The sequence below is a fragment of the Prevotella nigrescens genome, from assembly GCF_031191185.1.
In the GTDB taxonomy this organism is placed as follows: domain Bacteria; phylum Bacteroidota; class Bacteroidia; order Bacteroidales; family Bacteroidaceae; genus Prevotella; species Prevotella nigrescens.
In genome coordinates this window covers 1,421,194-1,441,169 of sequence record NZ_CP133465.1, presented here as the reverse complement: position 1 = coordinate 1,441,169, position 19,976 = coordinate 1,421,194, and the positions used below count along the sequence as shown (strand labels likewise).

Here is a 19,976-nt window from a genome sequence, read left to right as displayed (position 1 = left end):
CGTTAATTAAAAGCTGTATTGAAATCCGATAGAGGCAAACTCTCGCATCTGCAAATAGCCATGACGACCATCGCGTGTTACACCATCATCAAATCGAGGGTAGATAAACAATTGTGCACCTATAAACCGATTGAACTGTAACCTTATTGTATTCTCCCATTCTATTTCTGTCCGCTTGTAGGTTGTATACGAATAGAGGCGTGTCTTCCAAGAAAGAGCCTCCATCAGCTGCCACACAAACTCAACAGATAGTTCCGAACCGAAATCGTGGCGTGCATGCCTACCATTTTCTATACCTAATCGGTCTGCCAAACTTTTTATACGTGTATACTTTATATTATAAGCCAATGGAGCCAAATGCACATTTCCCTTTAGCTTATGTTCTAACCAATCGATGGTATAATCCATACCCAACGACACATTTATATTTAAAGGGGCTAAAAAGTCTGAATACAACAAAGGGTCATTGGAACGATAAGAATGCGTAAATTGTGTATTACCTACAAACTGAACAGAATAATACCATTTCTTAGAGGCTTGCAACCCGAATTTAGAAGTGAGGCGTATAAGATCTTCGGTTGTTTTGAAACTATGCAAAGTATCCGACTTAGTACTTTGAATACCAAACTTCAGCTCTAACCGATTGTCCCATTTCACTTTCTGCTTATTATTATAATTAGCCTCGAATATTGCAGAAGACAACACCGAATAGTTGCTTTCGCCTCCTTTGTACCAATTACCCGAAACATAGTTCTGCAACAACTGCAGCGAATAGTCGCCCTTATAAGTCCAAAAGTCTGGCTTTCTAATAAGTACTTCGACAGGCGAGAAAGTGGACTCTACAGGTGTTGGGGCAACCTTATCTACTATCTCAATCTCACGTTGTATAGGTGTTTCAACTTCTACTGTTGTTGTTTGCTTTCCTCGAAGCTCGTCGACTGTAGTACTTACCAACGATGGTGAATGCAAATAGATATCTAAGAGTTGTCGGCTATAAGCGTCATTCTTTTTCAAAGAGAACGCATTGTCTACTATATTCCTATAATATGTAATAGGCAGAAACAGCCGTGCTAACTGGAAAACATCTCCTTTATACTCCTCTCCCCTCCTATTTGTTTGTGCAAAGATCCTACTTTCTGTTGAAAGCAACGAATCCATATAAGCATTATACACACCATCTAAGGAGGTGCGATTGTTCTTCTTCACAGAGGATATGCTATTATTGGCTTGCTTTGCAGAAGACATGCTTCCATTCACTTGAGCAGATACAGCTAAAGTGAAACACATAACAATTAAACAGGAGTAGATTTTATGCACCATCGTTTTTACTATAATTCTTTAAAAGAACAAGTTTATTCAAGCAATGTAGCTGCGCGAACACGACTGAGAGTCTCTGGTGTCATTTGTAAATAGCTGGCAATATAGACTAATGGTGCACGCAAGATAACTTGCGGACATAATTTGCACATTTTCTTATAGCGATCTTGTGCTGTTTCAAAACGCACAAGGTCGGCGTGTACTTGCGAAATTATCAGACTCTCTTCCAATATCTTGCGATAGAGTATTTGTATGTTCACGTTGTGCAATGCTACTTGTTCGAGCCGTTGTTTGGGCAATGCATACACTGTGGTAGGTTCTATAGCTTCTACCTGCAGCTTTGTAGGTTCCTCTCGGAAAAGGCTTTCAATACACATAAAGATGGTTCTGTCTTCACCTAAATGTTCTGTTATCTGCTTTCCGTTTTTAAAATAGAACTGCCGAATAAGTCCGTGTCCAATGTAATAGATGTTTTCACACACCTCGCCTTCGCTCAATATCATCTCACCTTTAGCAAACTTCATTGGAACAAGAACGCTTTCGAGCGTATCCAGTTCCTCGTGAGTCATTGTGCTGTACTTTCGGGCTAACTCGCGTGCAATATCTCTGGTTTCAAAGATTTCTTTCATTTCTATGCTTCCTTATTGGTTTTAATCTAACTTTAATACGGCTAAGAATGCTTTTTGGGGCACTTGTACATTGCCCACTTGCTTCATACGTTTCTTGCCTTTCTTTTGTTTTTCTAACAGTTTACGCTTACGACTGACATCGCCACCGTAGCATTTCGCCGTAACATCTTTCCGAACTTGCTTCACTGTTTCGCGTGCTACAATTTTTCCGCCGATAGCTGCTTGTATTGCTATATCGAATTGCTGGCGTGGTATCAGTTCTTTTAGTTTCTCGCACATTCGTCTACCAAACGTTATGGCATTGCTTTCGTGTGTAAGCGTAGATAGAGCGTCTACAGGTTCACCATTCAAAAGTATATCGAGCTTTGCCAGTTTAGATGGACGGAACGAATCGATATGATAATCGAAAGAAGCGTATCCTTTGGAAATGCTCTTTAACTTATCGTAGAAATCGATAACTATTTCGCCTAATGGAATCATAAATATCAGTTCCAAGCGGTTGCCACTGACGTAGTTCTGACTTACCAATTCGCCGCGCTTATCAAGACAAAGCGTCATTATTGGTCCGATATATTCGCTCGATGTTATAATAGAGGCTTTTATATAGGGTTCTTCTATATGGTCTATCATTGTTGGCTCGGGCAAACCTGATGGATTGTGCACTTCCTTGCATTCGCCTAACTTGTCGTACACCATATAGCTTACGTTGGGCACAGTGGTTATAACGTCCATATTGAACTCACGGTCCAATCGCTCTTGTATTATCTCCATGTGCAACAACCCTAAGAAACCGCAGCGAAATCCAAAGCCTAATGCTTGCGAGCTTTCTGGAGAGAATGTTAGCGAGGCATCGTTTAGTTGTAGTTTCTCGAGCGATGCGCGTAAGTTCTCGTAATCGTTAGGGTCTATAGGATAAACACCAGCAAACACCATTGGTTTTACTAACTGGAACCCTTCTATGGCTTTATCGCACGGACTGCTCACGTGTGTTACAGTATCGCCCACTTTTACTTCGCGTGCATTTTTTATTCCCGATATAATGTATCCTACTTCGCCTGTTGTTAATTCGCTCTTGGGCTTCATTTCCATCTTCAGAACTCCCACCTCATCGGCGTCGTATTCCATTCCTGTCTGCACAAACTTCACCTTGTCGCCTTTGCGAATAGTTCCATTCATTACTTTGCATAAGGTTATAATGCCACGGAACGAATTAAAGATAGAATCGAATATAAGTGCTTGCAAAGGTGCTTTTGTGTCGCCTTTGGGTGCTGGTATACGCTCTACTATGGCTCGTAATATTTCTGGCACACCTTCGCCAGTTTTTCCACTCGCCCTAATAATGTCGCTACGTTCGCAACCTATAAGGTCTACTATTTCGTCTTCCACCTCTTCGGGCATTGCGTTGGGCATATCAATCTTGTTGATTACTGGTATAATCTCAAGATTGTTGTCAATAGCCATATACAAATTTGATATGGTTTGTGCCTGAACACCTTGCGTAGAGTCTACTATAAGCAACGCACCTTCGCACGCTGCAATGCTTCTTGACACCTCGTAAGAAAAGTCCACGTGTCCCGGAGTATCTATAAGGTTTAAAACATATTTTTGTCCGTCTTGTTCATAATCCATCTGTATGGCATGGCTCTTAATGGTTATACCGCGTTCGCGCTCTAAATCCATGTCGTCGAGCATCTGCCCTTCTGTTACTTTGATAGTTTTTGTGTATTCTAACAAACGGTCGGCAAGTGTAGACTTACCGTGGTCTATATGTGCTATAATGCAGAAATTTCTTATCTGATTCATTAAGATTGTCGTCTTTTGGTATGCAAATTTAAGAATAAAAGCGAGAAAAACAAAAGAACCAATCATAAAATTGCACAAAAAGCCCTACCTTTGCGCACGTTAATACATATAACACAATAGAATTATGAAGTTTACCAAATTGTTTTTCATTGCCATTGGCTGCTTCTTGCTTACAAGCTGTCAAGAGAGTTTAGAAGACAGAGCAGCGAAAGAATGTAAGGAATACACACAGAAGCACTGCCCCACCCCTGTCGTTTCAGACACACGAATGGACAGCATGGTGTACGAACCCGACACACGCACTATTCATTATTGCTATTCGTTCCTGAATGAAGCAGACAACAAGATGAATATTGCCGCACACAAACAATTGCTCCAACAAACTTTGTTGGCTGGTGTTAAAGCCGACATGGCTTCTAAACCGTACAAAGAGGCTGGCTTTAACTTCCGCTTTACTTACCGTTCGGGCAAAGACGCCAAAACCATCTTGTTCGACCAGACTTATAAGAAAGGCGATTATTAAAGGTACAAGTATCTGTAAAAAACAAGCACCCTCGTTCCGTAAAGAAACGAGGGTATTGCTGCAAGTGCAGTTATAAACACTGCGCCTACGGCAACAGCTTATGGGTATATTTGTCGTTTACTTTCATTTTAATTTTCTTATAAAATGGCATAGCTAAATTTTGTTAAGCCGGAATCTCCAATTGTTAATATCGATAAAATGTACTTTCGTGCCCCACAATATATACTTTCGTGCCCCACGAAATGTACTTTTGTGCCCCACGATATATAATATCGTCAAATGCAAAATTGTAGCTCCCCCGGCAGGGTTGTTATAAATGTTTATTTATACTCGTATCTGGGATTTTTCCAACACGAGTTTTTCCTTGTTTGCTTTATCGGTTTTTCACTCGTGCCATAGTATTCATATACTAAAGCGTATGCTCTCGTGCAATTTGCACTAATAAGATGTAGTGGTATTATGTTTCTTAAATGTTGCAGCAAAGTTTACTTTCAGTACATTGCTTTCGCGCAAACTCTGCTTAATATCGTTTATCATTCCCATTGGTGAGTTCTTGTCGGCACGCACGCTGGCACTCATTTGCTTTCTATCAGTTGCCGACATGGTTTGCCGTTCTTTTGCAAGATAACCTTTTATATCTTTCAAATCAATAATCTTGTCGTTCAGCTGCACACATATACTGTCGCCCAAAGCCTCGCCAGTAGCATCGGTGGGTGTACCTATATATATATAGGATATGGCAGATTTCTTCACCAACTTGGTCAGTTCTGTTCCCTGCGGTACCTGATATTTCACCTTAACAGTAGTTTTACGCATGTGGGTAACGAGCATAAAGAAGAACAGAATGGTAAAAATAAGGTCGGGCAACGAAGCTGTGTTCAGTTCCGGAATGTCGTGTTTACGACGTCGATAGATGCTCATTGGTTGCCTCCTTTCTGTGTTTTTGCATTCTCTGTAGCATAGACCTCTGATATGCGTTGCGGTATTTCGTCGGCAATCTGTTCTTGTTGTTCGACAGAACAAAGTTGATAGAGTTTGCCATACAACTGTTCGGCTCGCTTATTGCGCAAATCGTTATAGGCTGCAACTATTTCGTTCTGAAGCGAGAAATAAGCATTATACGAAGCGTGTGAATCTGCCTGAAGCTGAATAATGTGCTCTTTACCCTTAGGTGCAACAAAGTTGGCTACAGTCTTCCTTACAGTAGCCAATGCTATAGGCTTATTGTTTAGCAGCAACTTGTTGTTATCAAGTATCTGAAAGTGCAACACCAAACGTTCGTCTACCATAGATTGGATTTCTTTCTGCTTCTTCTCTATCGGTGGAAGCGTGCGTTCCAATCCCTCATCTACCTCCATCGACGTGGTAACCAGGAAGAGTATCAACAACATAAACGATATGTCGGCTGTAGAAGAGGTGTTTAAGCCTGGAACTTTTCGTTTAGCACGTTTAAACATTGGCGTTTTTATTTTTCTTTCTATAATAGCGTGTCGCACCAAAAGCTGTTACAGCTATTGCAACAAGAAGCAACACAATTGATGATGTAACAAACATATCGGAAACCTTCAACCAGAATGTATTGGTATAGTTTGCGCCATTTATAAGCATAGGACGAGAAGAACCGAAGACAAACGACAACACAAGGCACAAAAGTGTTGTACCAAACACGGCTATGGATATTTTGTAAGTAGGAATACCATTCACCACACGCTGCTTAACAGACATTGTTCGTGCAGTACGAATTAACGACACGACCATTGTGAGAACTGCCAACCCGAAGAGAATCCACATAAATATAAGAAGCACATCGGTGAACAGTGGAGCATTGAAAGAAGGGTCGCCAGCAAATGGAGTATAGAAGCCTACCGAGAAGAACAGCACGAACACAAGTGCAATAACGCCTATTAAGACGTACAGAATGCGTTGCGATATTCGTTCTTCTGCCCATTTAGAAAGTTTATTTTTCACGTTCATAGTCTATCGCTTCAGTTTATACACAACAATGGCATCTAACAACGATATGGCAGACTCTTCCATCTGAGCCGTCAGATGTTCTATCTTAGAAAGTATGTAGTTGTAGAATATCTGTAGAACCAAAGCTACAATAATACCAAAAATGGTGGTTATAAGTGCCACTTTCATTCCCGAAGCCACAATGGTAGGACTAATGTCGCCTGCAATTTGTATCTGGTCGAAAGCCATTACCATTCCAATCACCGTACCAAGGAAACCTAACGATGGTGCCATTGCTATGAAAAGTGTTACCCACGAACAACCTTTCTCTAAGTTAGCACTCTGCACACTGCCGTATGAAGCTACGCTGCGTTCTATATCCTCGATAGAACTATCTATACGCAACAAACCTTGATAGCAGATAGAAGCTACCGGACCGCGCGTGTTTCGGCTAAGTTCTTTTGCTTGTTCTATGTCGTTAGCAACAATCAGGTCGGTTAGTTTTCCCATAAAACGCTTGGCATCAATTTCTGAAAGACTAAGATAGATAATGCGTTCTATGCAAAAAGCCAAACCTAAAACCAAAGCCAAAGCTACAAGCGACATAAAGCCTGCATTACCATCAATAAACTTTTGTTTTAGCAACTGGTGGAAACCCATATTGTCGGCAGATGCTTTCTGTGCTTGAGGCACATTGGATTCTGCTTCAAGTTCATCGAGTGCGTCGCTACCTTGTGCATCTTTACTAACGGTATTTACTGCATTTGGTTTCTGTTGAGTCGCAGTATTGTTTTGCGCAACGCTACCCAACGGACAAGCAAACAGGATAGTTGCGAAGATTACAAAACAAGCAATTACTTTTTTCATATTGTCATTTGTTTCTAAAGTTCTATACAATTAAATGTCGGACAAGCCTTCTCCAAGTATTTAAACAATCATCTTTTACCTGCAATACGACTCTTGTTGTATTGCGAGCCAAAAATACTAATTTTATGAATAATCACCAAACGATAGGTGGAATATCTTTCGGAACGACGTATTAGCCGAACAAATACAGTGGCTACATTGTGCGGTTACTGGCACCTATTCTTATGATAAGCTAACATTCCGTGGATAGGCGACCGCTCTACCCTATCTACTACGAAGCCATATCTTGCTGCTGCTGCCTCGAAAGCATTGCGAAAATGGTAAGCTATGCTGCCTGTCGCAGATACTTTCTTTACTCCATAGCAGGCATACTTGCACACATTGCGCTCAAAGAAGAACTCGAAGTTCTGTTGTACCAATACTTTTAATTCGGGCATATCTAAATGTCGGCAGATGAATTTCGAAGTGGAAGCAAGAAATCTATTGGCTAACGGCTTGCGATAGACCCTTTCTATGACTTCCGTATAAGTAATATTTTCTTCACGAAGATACAGATCCCGAATAGCCGCAGGCAGGTCGCCCTTGAATATTCCGTTCATAAAGAGCTTGCCCAATGCGGCTCCGCTACCCTCGTCGCCCAAGATATAGCCAAGCGGAGGGACATTCTCTACTATCTTCTCGCCGTCGTAAAAACAACTGTTCGAACCTGTTCCCAATATACAAGTTATGCCGAGGCTATTGCCACACAATGCCCGAGCTGCACCAAGCAAGTCGCCGGCAACTTCAATGTTGGCTTCTGCAAAGATACCAGACAAGCAGTCTTGCATCTTGGGCGATACGCTTTCAGTACAACCTGCCCCATAGAATGCAACAGACTTAATTAAATTTGCTGCATCTATACAATCTAAGACAGAAACCAATAGAGGCAACACTTCATTCCTTACAATGAGTTCTATCTCATCAACCGATTGGTGAAAAGGATTTATTCCCTGCGTCGAAATCACTTTGTCGCTACCTTCATCGCCAGTCCATATTATCCAATCGGTTTTTGTACTACCGCTATCTGCAATTAATATCATACGTCCTGTTTTGCCTGCAAAAGTACAAAAAACTTCAATACTAAATACGCTCACCGTATTATAAAGTCTTAATAAAGTTAGACTGACGAATTTATTGGTTGTTTCACGTTGTCTGAAACCGCTTTCATACACGTTTGTATATCACTCGTGGGATATAAACATTACCCTATTTACAAACAATTGCAATTCATCGAACTCACGTCAATAAAGTTAGACCGATGGTTTGCATATTCACCTTATTATATATACCTTTGCAGCATAAAACTGCTTTGAAGGCAACATTCTTTATATATCACACTTCATTTCGCCTATAAATGACTAATAAAAATATCTATATTGCAGGGCCTTGCGTCATTGAAAGCCAAGAACTCCTGGACACTGTCGCTGCAGAACTAGTGCGCCTGAACAAGAAATATGGCATCGACATTATCTTTAAAGCCAGTTTCGACAAGGCAAACCGTACCAGTCTGAATGCTTTTCGCGGACCAGGAATGGTGAAAGGACTTGTAATGCTGCAAGAAATAAAAGATAAATACGGTTTAAAGCTACTCACTGACATTCATGAAAGCTATCAGGCAGAAAAAGTTGGCAAGGTTGTAGACGTCATTCAGATACCAGCCTTTCTATGCAGACAAACCGATTTACTGGTTGCAGCCGCTAAAACAGGGAAGATTGTGAATATTAAGAAAGCACAATTCCTAAGCGGAAGAGATATGAAATATCCAGTAGAGAAATGCGTAGACAGCGGAGCAAAAGAAGTATGGCTTACAGAACGCGGCAATAGCTTTGGTTATAACAACCTTGTCGTGGATTTCCGGAACATTCCAGACATGCAAGCGTTTAGCGAAACAGTGATTATGGATTGCACACACAGTGTTCAACGACCAAGTGCAGGCAATGGAAAGACTGTCGGCGACCGTAAGTTTGTGCCTTCAATGGCATTGGCAGCCAAAGCTTTTGGAGCAAATGGATACTTCTTCGAAGTGCACCCCGACCCAGACAAAGGTTTGAGCGATGCTGCCAATATGTTGGAATTAGCAAAATTAGACGACCTAATCGGACAACTACAATAAAGCGAAGAGAGAACAAACAAAATGAAGAATGTCAGAGATTACGCAATACAGTGCATAAAGGACGAGGCAAATGCAACCTTGGCACTGATAGGACAGTTGGACGAAAACTTCGATAAAGCTGTGGACTTGATGTACCATTGCAAAGGAAAAGTCATTGTTACAGGAGTAGGAAAAAGCGGAAATATTGGTGCCAAGATAGCTGCAACCCTTTCGTCTACGGGCACTCCTGCTTTCTTCGCCAATCCATTAGATGTCTTTCATGGCGATTTGGGTGCCATGGCAAGGGGCGATGTGGTCTTGGCACTGTCCAATTCAGGACAGACGGACGAGCTTCTACGTTTTATTCCAATGGTTCTGCACATGAATATTCCTATCATAGGCATGAGCGCAAATCCAAATTCACTGTTGGCTAAATATGCAACGACACACATAAAGGTATGGGTCGAGAAGGAGGCATGCCCACTAAATCTTGCTCCGACAAGCTCCACTACAGCCGCTTTGGTTATGGGCGATGCACTTGCAATTGCCTTAATGGAAGTCAGGAAGTTCCGACCGAAAGATTTTGCACAGTTCCACCCCGGCGGAGAATTGGGCAAACGCCTGCTGACAACGGCTCAAGACGTCATGCGTTCAGAGGATTTGCCCATCATTCCAAAGGAGATGCACTTGGGAGAAGCCATCATTCACGTCAGCAACGGCAAGTTAGGCTTGGGCGTTTCTGTGGAGAAAAACAAGGTTATTGGGCTGATTACCGATGGTGATATACGCCGTGCAATGGAGAAATGGCAGGCTAAATTCTTCGATCATACCGTAGAAGACATAATGACAAGAACTCCCAAGACAGTTCTCCCGAATACTAAAATTACCGAAATACAAAGCATTATGCACAAATACAAAATACATACAGTATTGGTTTGCGATAAGGAACAAAGACTATTAGGCGTAGTTGATCATTACAGTTGTATGCTTTAATAGTTGCATATCGGAGCAAAGAAGAACACAGTAGGGTGTGAAGAGAACAATAAAATAGAGGGATAAAGAGAAATACAACAGACGGATAACGTGAGAAAGATAGAAAAATATTCACTTCTACTTACCCTTTTATTGTTATGGTTTAGCATAATTGGGCAAGCCACAACAACAATACCCATAATTTATACACAATATTTACAACAGACTCACTCGGACTCTCTGATTGTAAAACAACTCAGAACAAAAGGTATACAGTTCAGTAATAATAACTCTGTAACGCTTTTAACCACTGGTCAAGAGAAGTTTGATGACCTATTTAAAGCTATTGACCAAGCCCATTCAAGCATTCATTTAGAGTATTTCAACTTCAGAAACGACTCCATAAACAACGAACTGATTACGCGTCTTGCGAAGAAAGCAAAAGAAGGAATAGAGGTCAGAGCGATATTCGATGGGTTCGGCAATGCCAGCAACAACCGTCCGATGCGTAAAAGACATTTAAAAGAGATTAGAAAGAAAGGCATTGAAATATATGAATTCAAGCCAATGGCTTTCCCATGGATACAAGACATATTTAACAGAGACCACCGCAAGATAGTCGTTATTGATGGAAAAATTGGTTATACTGGTGGCATGAATGTTGCAGACTACTATATAAAAGGAACAAAAGCTGTTGGCGAATGGCACGATATGCATTGCAGAATAGAAGGAGATGCTGTAAACACGTTACAGAAAATATTCCTGCAAATGTGGAATAAGGTCTCTGGGCAAAACGTACATGGTGCTAAGTATTACCGTGGAATAAGCAATGCGAATTATATAAAGGGGTTAAAGGCAGACACTTGTAAATCTGCCGGGCATCAAATGGTGGGTATTATTAACCGTGAGCCACATGTGTCGAAAGATATAATCCGGTTCTTTTACGAGAAAGCCATCAACGATGCAAAAGATAGTATAAAGATTATAAACCCATATTTTACACTCAGTCCGAAGTTAAGAACAGCATTAAAGAACGCTGCAAAACGTGGAGTGAAAGTCGAAATAATGCTAAGTGTCAAAAGCGATATACCATTAACGCCCGATTGTAGTTACTATAATGCACATAAACTTATGAAAGATGGTTGCACAATTTGGCTGTTCGAACCAGGCTTCCATCATACAAAAATAATACTCGTAGATGGAAAATTCTGCACAATAGGTTCAGCAAACTTAAATTCCAGAAGCCTAAGATGGGACAGAGAGGTTAATGCGGTTGTCATAGACAAGGGCATAACAAAAGAACTGGATACTATTTTTGAAAATCAGAAAAAGAAGTGTTTCAAACTAACAGAAGAGAAATGGAACAAATGGAGAACTCCTTGGCAGAAGTTGAAAGGCAAGTTAGGTTACTTTCTCTCTCCATTCCTCTAATCCCAAACCATCAGATTTTACTTATATCCACATATCCATGCATAACTGCATAGATTGTCAATGCAGACACGCTCTTCATTCCTAACTTTTCCATAATATTCTTTCGATGTGTAATAACCGTAGTTAAGCTAATGTTGAGCTTAGTTGCAATTTCCTTATTAATGAAACCTTGTACCACTAAAGAGAGAACTTCAATCTCTCGATTACTCAGTATTTTATTCTTCAAGACCTGGGGCATCTCGGGGAAATTCTTCCCTCCTGCATGTCCATATTGCTCTATCATAAGCAGATTACGCACTAATTCTTCCTCATTGGTGCTTACACATATAGTATGGAAACCAGACAACTGAGAATTAGAATCCTTTGAGACTGTTAGTAGAATGGTCTTTTGCTTGCGTTCAGTAAAAAACGCTCTGTGCTCTAAGACAACGGTCTGTGCTGCAAAATAATGAAAAAACGAATCGGGATCAGCTGTAAGGAATTCATCGAAAGAGGAGAATGTATCAACTTCCATTATGGGAAGAACATTCTGAAGGATATTCTTCAACCCAAGAACAGCAAGCGTATTCGGATCAAGAACTGCAATACGTGGACGCCCGTTCATTATTTTATTCATATCCATAAGAGCAAAATAATTATATTATTCTTTAAGCAATAACGAGTTTATGTTACCTTCCCAACAAAATAGGTATCCACTAAAGGTTTACCGCACCTATATCTACCAGATTATTTACGATAGCATAGATAGTGAGACCTGCCGGAGAGTGTATCTGCAATTTACGCGCTATGTTTCTACGATGTGTTATGACAGTATTTGTTGAAATACACAAATGGTTAGCAATTTCTTTATTTGTCATTCCCTGGACAACACAAATGATTACATCTTTTTCGCGGTCGCTCAGTGTCTCTCCCATATCAGGCTGCTTGCTAAGCATGCTTGATATTTTAACAGACACATCGTTCTGCTTACTCTTCATTTCTAAATGACGAATGGCAGGGATAAATATTTCTTCTTCAACATCGGCATGCTGGTCGAGCCAATCCTCACAACGGTAGATATCATATAATGTTGCCGTAAGCTGACTGTTACGATGTGCATCTGAAGGGAGATATTTAATAATGATGTTTTTAAGCTCGTGCAATTTTACGTCGGTCTGTTTATGGTGTTTAGAGAAGGTCTCTATGTCATAATTATTATTTGTCTGACCCGACAACAATGAATCGACATAGGGGAAAACCGTCTTCTCTTCGTATTGCATATGGTTACGAATGTCGTGCGCATACTCATCATACAATTTTAGAATAAGGCGGGCTAAATTGTCGTTCTCGTCCAACGAATCTACAAGTTTCTTACGAATGAATGGCAACTGGAAATCCAAATAGTAGGTATGGAAAGCCTTTAGGTACTTTACTAAAGTAGGTATAGACAATCTATCGGCATCATCATAATCCTTATAACCATTCATTGTGAAATTCACGATAGACAAAAATGTATAGGTATCAACATTCTGACTATCGCAGACCTCGCGAACTGTTTTATCTCCGAAGCCTAAGTTAATTCCAAAACTGCCTAAGGCCTGAAGCAGGTCGTAATTATCGCTGATAAGAGAAATCATCTTATCCTCAGCTTCATACATCTTATGATTTTTCATCTAGGTCGTTTTTTTATTCAATATCTTTGTATAAGAGTATCTGCAATCGAGAAAAACGACAGATGGCCGTTGTCATCTTATTGCAATATCTATGCAAAGTAACAACATTTTCGTGATTTGCACAATAGCCAAAAGTAGGTATTTCAAAATACCAAAAATTTAGTATTGCAGCAAACAAATAATGATTGTATCTTTGCAAACAAATGGGTGCAGGGATAATCGCAACTCTCGTACAGTAGGGAAATGTTATGGGCAACAAGATACAAACTTAGTCTTCTCTACTTTCCTGCTGCGAGACAGCAATTAGGAATCTGCACTCTTTTTGATTTGCAAAAGTACTAATAATTAGACAAATAAAATAAAAAAAACAAAGAAAACAACCTTTCTTTTTGCAAAAACAGCAGTCAGGTGCTATTCTTACACCTTTATGACAGGTTCTAAAAAGATGTAAATATCTCATCGGAAAATAATAATCGTATAACGTTCTCTACCATAGCACTTTACAAAAGGCACTGTTTTATATCGCAAAAGGCACCGTTTTGTGAGACAAAACAGTGCCTTTTGTATAGCAAAACAATGGTTTTTGAAAAGCCTCAAGCCCTAATAGGGCATTCCATATTATTTTCTTTTACAAAATAAACCTCCAGAGAACATTTATTCTATCATAGAAAGCGGCTATTCGTTTTCGTACAATCCACTTGGCTTATAATAGCCTACACATTATTATATTTATCTAACCGGATAACTGTATCGGTTAAAATCGTACAAGCCACTATCTTGGTTGGGTAGGCGATCGTACTCTACGCTTATAGAAAGCGAGTTTTGTTTGTGCTCACCCCACTGATATGTAACACCGCCACCAATCCGATCCATAAACTTTCGTGCTGCCATACCGTAGCCGTCGCCAAAATATGGTGAATATCCAAGACCATAATACATTGGTGAAAATCTGGCAACATAGCCATCGTAACCGCCATAGCCGAAGACCCAAGGGTTGAAGTTGCCCGAATTGAAAGCCTTCTGAACAAAGAGGTAGGCACTCCAATTGTCGTTAAACCTATAGTTGAACAAAGCATTAATACCAGCCGTGGTATAGTTGGAACCTCTATATGTTACATTATTAATATATCCGCCTACGGCTAAAGCAGCTTTTGGCGATAAGTCGGTTACGTACATTAACGACACGTCTTGCGTGAAACCAGCTCCATGAGAATAGCCATGACCAAGATTGGCAAACACAGATGCACTGAGATTAACATTCAAACCTTTGTGTAATCGCCACGAATCGCCCCCAAAACCATAGTTCCAATAAGGATAATACATATCGTTGTATGCTTCGGAATTATCGTATTCGTTGAACTGTGACGAACTTGTCACGGCTTGTTGCTGGTCACGTTCTTCTGCTAAATGACGTGCATATTCTTTCTCTACCTTCGTTGCTTTCCTTGCTCCTTTAAGATGTGAAGGAACAATAGGTGCAACATCAGAGGTATCAGAGTTGCTATTGCTTGTGCCTTGTGCATTCATTCCTAAACTAAGGAATACTGCTATGATTGCGACAAATATCTTCTTCATACGGTGCAAAATTAGATTTTTGATATTTAACAGCCAAATAAATTAAAAGTATTTAATCTTTTCTACAAATCTATTTACCAATATGCTCTTTTCTCATTATCAACGGAGGGTCGGTTGTAAAGGTGAACACTGTTGCAGAACGATAAACTTCGCCAGGAGAAAGCATAGCTTTTATTTCTTTCTTACTATCATCATATTCCCCATGAATGGGTTGGAACGAAATGCCAGTGCTTTGTTTGCCATAAGAATTTATATGCAAAATTGGTTCAATGGTATAAACAGTCATCACTCTTCCGCTCTGTTCATCGAAAAGAATGGCATCAGGACTTTGTTCGTTAGAATGATGTCGTAATTGAAAGATATGGTTATAGCCATTTTGCAAATATCCGATACGTTCGCCTAACTCTCTTGGCTGATTGAAGTCTAATGGAGTATTACGCACATTTTGTTGCTCATTTGTAAGTTGGTGATTTGTATCCAATATGTTTGTTTTATACGAATCTATCCACAAATGTTGCTTCAGAATAGAGCGGGTAAGGTCGCCTGACAAGTTAAAAACGATGCCATTAGTAAGGTTGTAATATGTCGGAATCGTAGAAACCATGCTATAATCAATGTCAAGCGCATTCTGATCAGATAATGTATAAGTTACTGAAACATTTAACTTTCCATCATGTCCACCATCTTTAATGTCTGTAACACAACGGAAAGTTACTGTTTGGCAATCGGTTTTAACGGTTTCCCAGACCTTATCAGCCAAGACAGAGGAAACGTCTCCGCCAAAACTCATGAGCGTTGCACCAAGTTTCGTGTCGTCTCTATAATTAGACATGTGTTTATAACCTTTTATTACGGGTTCTAACCTTCCATTCCAATTACGCACCTCAAGCCTCATAATACGTGCACCATAGTTACTTACTACGGCTTTCATACCTGTCCGATTTCGTAACTCAAAGGTTTTTATATCTTGTGCGGACAGCACAAGAAAGAAAAAACAAGCTATTATTGTAAAACTTAGGTATCTCATCGTTTTAAACTTTAGACAAATCTATTTATATAAACTTATCATATATGACTATTGCAAAAATAGTTCTTTTTTTTGAAAAAGAGATTTTTTAGAAAAGAAATCTTACTTTTGACACTATTTTAACATACATATAAGCAAATTAAAATTAGATGCTGACAAAGCATAATGTAAGAGAAAATAATTCTTTTTCTACAAAATAGGGGAATATCTCATTACATATTGCCGTAAAACTGCATTTTTTTGAATAGTTTAAGGCTAAATATTTTGTAGTTTGCCACCTTATTCTTACTTTTACACCCCAAAGAAATATGCCTAAAAAATTTAATATACAAAATAGAAATGGTACAAGAAAAACAAATCATTGAATGTGTTCCTAATATTAGTGAGGGACGTAACAAGGCTATCATTAAGCAAGTAACAGACGAAATCGAACGTGTAAAGGGTGTGAAACTGCTTGATGTAGACCCGGGAGAAGCTACAAACCGTACAGTAATCACTTTTGTTGGTGCTCCTGACACAGTATTAGAAGCTGCATTTCAATGTGTGAAGAAGGCTGCTCAGCTCATTGATATGCGCCATCATCATGGTGCTCACCCTCGCATGGGAGCTACTGATGTTTGCCCATTAATCCCAGTATCAGGTATTACACTTGAGGAATGTGCAGTGTTAGCACGTAAATTAGCTGAAAGGATTGCTAACGAATTACAAATACCTTGCTATTGCTACGAAGCTGCTGCAAGAACTCCTGAACGCCGTAACCTTGCTATTTGCCGTAAGGGAGAGTATGAAGGATTGGCAGAAAGAATGACAGTTGAAGCAGAAGCACCCGACTTTGGCGCACGTCCTTGGGACGAAGGCGTAGCACGTACCGGCTGTACTGCGGTGGGCGCTCGTGATTTCTTAATTGCTACAAACTTCAACTTAAACACTACTTCTACCCGTCGTGCCAATGCAATTGCATTCGATGTACGCGAGAAAGGTCGTCCAAAGCGTGAAGGTGGCTCACCTGTGGGCAAGCCAATGAAGGACGAAAACGGAAAGACTATCATGATTCCAGGCACGCTGAAGGGCACAAAGGCGATTGGTTGGTTCATCGACGAGTACGGCATCGCACAGGTTTCAATGAATATCACCAACATTAACGTTACACCATTGCACGTTGCTTTCGACGAGGTTTGCCGTTGTGCACAAAATCGTGGCATTCGTGTTACAGGAACGGAAATCGTTGGTTTGATTCCAAAACGTACATTGATCGATGCTGGTAAGTATTTCTTAAGAAAGCAAAATCGCTCTACGGGTATTCCTGAAGAAGACATCTTGCAGATTGCCATCAAGTCTATGGGCTTGGACGACCTGAAGGAATTCAATCCACGCGAAAAGGTTATAGAATATCTTTTGGAAGACGAGAACAAGTCGAAGAAACTTATCGACCTTACTGTAAAAGGCTTTGCCGATGAAACATCGCGCGAATCGCCAGCTCCGGGCGGTGGTACCATCTCTGCATATATGGGTGCTTTAGGTGCAGCACTGGGCACAATGGTTGCCAACCTCTCAAGCCACAAGGCTGGTTGGGACGCTCGCTGGGAAGAGTTCAGCAACTGGGCAGACAAGGGACAGAAGATTCAGGCAGAACTTATGACACTTGTAGACGAAGATACCGAGGCTTTCAACCGCATTATGGAGGCATTTGGTCTTCCAAAGAAGACGGAAGAAGAGAAAGCTGCACGCTCTGCTGCTATCCAAGCTGCCACTTTGTTCGCAACACAAGTACCTTTGCACACTATGCAAGCATCGTTCAAGGTGTTTGAACTCTGCAAGGCTATGGCAGAAGAAGGCAATCCTAACAGTGTTTCCGATGCCGGTGTAGGCGTTCTTGCAGCTCGTGCTGCCGTCTTGGGTGCAGGCTTGAACGTTAAGATTAATGCCTCTGGACTGAAGGATCGCGAAACTGCTGACAAGCTCGTAGGCGAGGCGAACGAACTCATTAAGAAAGCAAACGAACTCGAAGCCGAAATAATGAAGATAGTAGAAGAGAAATTATAAAAACCAAAACAAAATGACTAAAGAAGAATTTATAGCAGACATTCGTGCCGGTATACCTGAAACGCTTCCAGAGCCTCAGGCATACGACACTTCTATTAACCATGCTCCAAAGCGCAAGGACATTCTTACTTCAGAAGAAAAGAAACTTGCACTTCGTAACGCATTGCGCTACTTCCCGAAGAAGTTCCACGCTACATTGGCACCAGAATTTGCCAATGAGTTAGAAACATACGGACGCATATATATGTATCGCTTCCGCCCTACATACGAAATGTACGCTCGTCCTATTGACGAATACCCACACAAGTCGCATCAGGCTGCTGCTATCATGATGATGATCCAGAACAACCTTGACAAGGCTGTGGCTCAACACCCTCACGAATTGATTACATACGGTGGCAATGGTGCTGTTTTCCAAAACTGGGCACAATACCGTTTGGTTATGAAATACTTGAGTGAGATGACCGACGAGCAAACACTTGTTATGTATTCTGGGCATCCGCTCGGTCTTTTCCCATCACACAAGAATGCTCCACGTGTAGTTGTTACCAACGGAATGGTTATTCCGAATTACTCTAAACCAGACGATTGGGAACGCGACAACGCACTCGGCGTAAGCCAATACGGTCAGATGACAGCGGGTTCGTATATGTATATCGGCCCTCAGGGTATCGTTCACGGAACAACCATCACCGTGTTGAACGCTGCACGCAAGGTGGGTGGCGACAATATGAAGTTGTTTGTTACAGCTGGTCTTGGTGGCATGTCAGGTGCACAGCCTAAGGCTGGTAACATAGCAGGTGTTGTCAGCGTAACGGCAGAAATCAATCCGTTGGCTGCTCGCAAGCGTCATGAGCAAGGTTGGGTAGACGAATTGCACGAAAATCTTGATGAGTTGATTCCTGCAATCCGCAAGGCTGTCGAAGAGAAGCGAGTGGTTTCAATGGCATACGTGGGCAACGTGGTAGACCTTTGGGAACGTTTGGCAGAAGAAAATATCCATGTAGACCTTGGTTCTGACCAGACTTCACTCCACAACCCTTGGGCTGGTGGCTACTATCCAGTAGGTGTTTCGCTGGAAGAAAGCAAACGCATGATGGCAGAAGAGCCTGAATTGTTCAAGGAAAAAGTACAAGCGTCATTGCGTCGTCAGGTTGCTGCAATCAACAAACTCACTGCCAAAGGCATGTACTTCTTCGATTACGGCAATGCCTTCCTATTGGAGTCAAGCCGTGCAGGTGCTGATATTATGGGCGAGAACGGTAAATTCCGTTATCCTTCATACGTTCAGGACATTATGGGACCTATGTTCTTCGACTATGGTTTCGGTCCTTTCCGTTGGGTTTGTTCATCTGGCGACCCTAAAGACTTGGAGACAACCGACCGTATCGCAACAGAAGTTCTCGAAGAAATACGCAAGACTGCAACTCCCGACATTATCGGACAATTGGACGACAATATCCACTGGATTAAGGAAGCAGGCAAGAACAAGCTCGTTGTAGGCTCTCAGGCTCGTATTCTCTATGCTGACTCTGAAGGTCGTATAAAGATTGCCTTGGCATTCAACGAAGCTATCAAGCGAGGGGAAATCAGCCGCCCGGTAGTTTTGGGGCGCGACCACCACGACGTATCAGGTACCGACTCTCCATTCCGCGAAACAAGCAACATCTACGACGGCTCACAATTCTGCGCTGATATGGCTGTTCAGAACGTTATCGGAGATTCTTTCCGTGGTGCAACATGGGTTTCAATCCACAACGGTGGTGGCGTCGGCTGGGGCGAAGTTATCAACGGTGGCTTCGGAATGGTTATCGATGGCAGTGAAGATTCAGCTCGCCACATTCGTCAGATGCTCCTTTGGGACGTGAATAATGGTATTTCTCGTCGCAGCTGGGCACGCAACAAGGGTTCAATCGACGCCATCAAGCGCGAAATGGAACGTACTCCAGGCTTGACCGTAACGCTTCCAAACCTTGTTGATGACGATATTATCAACGAAGCATACAAGTAAAAAAACAACGTATTCACAGATAGGGCATGTCCTTATCTGTGA

The 19,976-nt window shown here is 41.3% G+C and carries 18 protein-coding genes; 6 read left to right on the top strand and 12 right to left on the bottom strand.

All coding sequences use genetic code 11. The features are described 5' to 3' along the window. Window positions 1-6: 6 nt before the first annotated feature. Genes RDV52_RS08365 through lepA form a run of 3 tightly spaced genes read right to left on the bottom strand, consistent with a single transcriptional unit; the run spans window position 7 to window position 3,749 of the window. Window positions 7-1,320, bottom strand: coding sequence for a DUF3078 domain-containing protein (locus tag RDV52_RS08365; RefSeq protein WP_115098559.1), 1,314 nt, complete (start codon window positions 1,318-1,320; stop codon window positions 7-9). Between the two features lie 32 nt (window positions 1,321-1,352). Then, the gene (locus tag RDV52_RS08360) at window positions 1,353-1,946 is read right to left on the bottom strand and encodes a Crp/Fnr family transcriptional regulator (protein WP_004366100.1); all 594 of its coding nucleotides are present in this window, start codon (window positions 1,944-1,946) and stop codon (window positions 1,353-1,355) included. 21 nt (window positions 1,947-1,967) lie between these two features. Next, on the bottom strand, window positions 1,968-3,749 hold the full coding sequence (gene lepA / locus RDV52_RS08355; RefSeq protein WP_040557018.1) for a translation elongation factor 4: 1,782 nt from the start codon (window positions 3,747-3,749) through the stop codon (window positions 1,968-1,970). Between the two features lie 124 nt (window positions 3,750-3,873). Here lepA and RDV52_RS08350 point away from each other — a divergent pair, with 124 nt between their 5' ends. Beyond that, window positions 3,874-4,272 carry a hypothetical protein gene (locus RDV52_RS08350; protein ID WP_004366102.1) on the top strand — a complete coding sequence of 133 codons (399 nt, stop codon included), beginning with the start codon at window positions 3,874-3,876 and terminating at the stop codon, window positions 4,270-4,272. Between the two features lie 438 nt (window positions 4,273-4,710). Here RDV52_RS08350 and RDV52_RS08345 read toward each other — a convergent pair whose 3' ends face one another. From RDV52_RS08345 to RDV52_RS08325, 5 genes are all read right to left on the bottom strand, one after another. Beyond that, window positions 4,711-5,193 (bottom strand): ExbD/TolR family protein, encoded by a 483-nt coding sequence (locus RDV52_RS08345; RefSeq protein ID WP_004366103.1) that lies wholly within the window; start codon window positions 5,191-5,193, stop codon window positions 4,711-4,713. Then, window positions 5,190-5,729 carry an ExbD/TolR family protein gene (locus RDV52_RS08340; RefSeq protein ID WP_004366104.1) on the bottom strand — a complete coding sequence of 180 codons (540 nt, stop codon included), beginning with the start codon at window positions 5,727-5,729 and terminating at the stop codon, window positions 5,190-5,192. Before RDV52_RS08340 ends, RDV52_RS08345 begins: the two co-directional genes overlap by 4 nt. Continuing rightward, a complete protein-coding gene (locus RDV52_RS08335; protein WP_004366105.1) occupies window positions 5,722-6,246 on the bottom strand; it encodes a membrane protein in 525 nt (174 codons plus the stop codon). The genes RDV52_RS08340 and RDV52_RS08335 overlap by 8 nt, the downstream gene beginning before the upstream one ends. Before the next feature lie 3 nt (window positions 6,247-6,249). Next, the gene (locus RDV52_RS08330; protein WP_004366106.1) at window positions 6,250-7,092 is read right to left on the bottom strand and encodes a MotA/TolQ/ExbB proton channel family protein; all 843 of its coding nucleotides are present in this window, start codon (window positions 7,090-7,092) and stop codon (window positions 6,250-6,252) included. A gap of 206 nt (window positions 7,093-7,298) precedes the next feature. Continuing rightward, window positions 7,299-8,171, bottom strand: a complete 873-nt coding sequence (locus tag RDV52_RS08325; protein ID WP_004366107.1) for a hypothetical protein — start codon at window positions 8,169-8,171, stop codon at window positions 7,299-7,301. Window positions 8,172-8,485: 314 nt separating this feature from the next. Here RDV52_RS08325 and kdsA point away from each other — a divergent pair, with 314 nt between their 5' ends. The 3 genes from kdsA (at window position 8,486) to cls (ending at window position 11,626) form a co-directional block, all read left to right on the top strand. Continuing rightward, window positions 8,486-9,244, top strand: coding sequence for a 3-deoxy-8-phosphooctulonate synthase (gene kdsA / locus RDV52_RS08320; RefSeq protein WP_004362193.1), 759 nt, complete (start codon window positions 8,486-8,488; stop codon window positions 9,242-9,244). A 21-nt stretch (window positions 9,245-9,265) separates the two neighbouring features. Further along, window positions 9,266-10,216 (top strand): KpsF/GutQ family sugar-phosphate isomerase, encoded by a 951-nt coding sequence (locus RDV52_RS08315; RefSeq protein ID WP_004362192.1) that lies wholly within the window; start codon window positions 9,266-9,268, stop codon window positions 10,214-10,216. A 90-nt stretch (window positions 10,217-10,306) separates the two neighbouring features. Continuing rightward, window positions 10,307-11,626 (top strand): cardiolipin synthase, encoded by a 1,320-nt coding sequence (cls, locus tag RDV52_RS08310; protein WP_004366109.1) that lies wholly within the window; start codon window positions 10,307-10,309, stop codon window positions 11,624-11,626. Between the two features lie 10 nt (window positions 11,627-11,636). On the opposite strand, the gene RDV52_RS08305 is transcribed toward cls, so the two are convergent. The 4 genes from RDV52_RS08305 to RDV52_RS08290 all read right to left on the bottom strand — a co-directional run bounded on the left by RDV52_RS08305 (window position 11,637) and on the right by RDV52_RS08290 (window position 15,880). Then, window positions 11,637-12,248 carry a response regulator transcription factor gene (locus tag RDV52_RS08305; protein WP_004362190.1) on the bottom strand — a complete coding sequence of 204 codons (612 nt, stop codon included), beginning with the start codon at window positions 12,246-12,248 and terminating at the stop codon, window positions 11,637-11,639. Between the two features lie 73 nt (window positions 12,249-12,321). Further along, window positions 12,322-13,278 (bottom strand): helix-turn-helix transcriptional regulator, encoded by a 957-nt coding sequence (locus RDV52_RS08300; RefSeq protein ID WP_004362189.1) that lies wholly within the window; start codon window positions 13,276-13,278, stop codon window positions 12,322-12,324. 729 nt (window positions 13,279-14,007) lie between these two features. Continuing rightward, the gene (locus RDV52_RS08295) at window positions 14,008-14,853 is read right to left on the bottom strand and encodes a hypothetical protein (protein WP_004366113.1); all 846 of its coding nucleotides are present in this window, start codon (window positions 14,851-14,853) and stop codon (window positions 14,008-14,010) included. A gap of 70 nt (window positions 14,854-14,923) precedes the next feature. Next, a complete protein-coding gene (locus RDV52_RS08290) occupies window positions 14,924-15,880 on the bottom strand; it encodes an aldose epimerase family protein (protein WP_004362186.1) in 957 nt (318 codons plus the stop codon). A gap of 339 nt (window positions 15,881-16,219) precedes the next feature. On the opposite strand from RDV52_RS08290, the gene ftcD reads away from it, so the two are divergent. Both ftcD and RDV52_RS08280 read left to right on the top strand, forming a co-directional pair. After that, the gene (gene ftcD / locus RDV52_RS08285; RefSeq protein ID WP_004366115.1) at window positions 16,220-17,923 is read left to right on the top strand and encodes a glutamate formimidoyltransferase; all 1,704 of its coding nucleotides are present in this window, start codon (window positions 16,220-16,222) and stop codon (window positions 17,921-17,923) included. 13 nt (window positions 17,924-17,936) lie between these two features. Beyond that, window positions 17,937-19,934 (top strand): urocanate hydratase, encoded by a 1,998-nt coding sequence (locus RDV52_RS08280; RefSeq protein ID WP_004362183.1) that lies wholly within the window; start codon window positions 17,937-17,939, stop codon window positions 19,932-19,934. Window positions 19,935-19,976 lie beyond the last annotated feature (42 nt).

Coding starts and splice junctions, on each gene's coding strand:
- RDV52_RS08365 (WP_115098559.1), bottom strand. CDS start 1,320: ATGGTGCATAAAATCTACTCCTGTTTAATTGTTATGTGTTTCACTTTA.
- RDV52_RS08360 (WP_004366100.1), bottom strand. CDS start 1,946: ATGAAAGAAATCTTTGAAACCAGAGATATTGCACGCGAGTTAGCCCGA.
- lepA (WP_040557018.1), bottom strand. CDS start 3,749: ATGAATCAGATAAGAAATTTCTGCATTATAGCACATATAGACCACGGT.
- RDV52_RS08350 (WP_004366102.1), top strand. CDS start 3,874: ATGAAGTTTACCAAATTGTTTTTCATTGCCATTGGCTGCTTCTTGCTT.
- RDV52_RS08345 (WP_004366103.1), bottom strand. CDS start 5,193: ATGAGCATCTATCGACGTCGTAAACACGACATTCCGGAACTGAACACA.
- RDV52_RS08340 (WP_004366104.1), bottom strand. CDS start 5,729: ATGTTTAAACGTGCTAAACGAAAAGTTCCAGGCTTAAACACCTCTTCT.
- RDV52_RS08335 (WP_004366105.1), bottom strand. CDS start 6,246: ATGAACGTGAAAAATAAACTTTCTAAATGGGCAGAAGAACGAATATCG.
- RDV52_RS08330 (WP_004366106.1), bottom strand. CDS start 7,092: ATGAAAAAAGTAATTGCTTGTTTTGTAATCTTCGCAACTATCCTGTTT.
- RDV52_RS08325 (WP_004366107.1), bottom strand. CDS start 8,171: ATGATATTAATTGCAGATAGCGGTAGTACAAAAACCGATTGGATAATA.
- kdsA (WP_004362193.1), top strand. CDS start 8,486: ATGACTAATAAAAATATCTATATTGCAGGGCCTTGCGTCATTGAAAGC.
- RDV52_RS08315 (WP_004362192.1), top strand. CDS start 9,266: ATGAAGAATGTCAGAGATTACGCAATACAGTGCATAAAGGACGAGGCA.
- RDV52_RS08305 (WP_004362190.1), bottom strand. CDS start 12,248: ATGGATATGAATAAAATAATGAACGGGCGTCCACGTATTGCAGTTCTT.
- RDV52_RS08300 (WP_004362189.1), bottom strand. CDS start 13,278: ATGAAAAATCATAAGATGTATGAAGCTGAGGATAAGATGATTTCTCTT.
- RDV52_RS08295 (WP_004366113.1), bottom strand. CDS start 14,853: ATGAAGAAGATATTTGTCGCAATCATAGCAGTATTCCTTAGTTTAGGA.
- RDV52_RS08290 (WP_004362186.1), bottom strand. CDS start 15,880: ATGAGATACCTAAGTTTTACAATAATAGCTTGTTTTTTCTTTCTTGTG.
- ftcD (WP_004366115.1), top strand. CDS start 16,220: ATGGTACAAGAAAAACAAATCATTGAATGTGTTCCTAATATTAGTGAG.
- RDV52_RS08280 (WP_004362183.1), top strand. CDS start 17,937: ATGACTAAAGAAGAATTTATAGCAGACATTCGTGCCGGTATACCTGAA.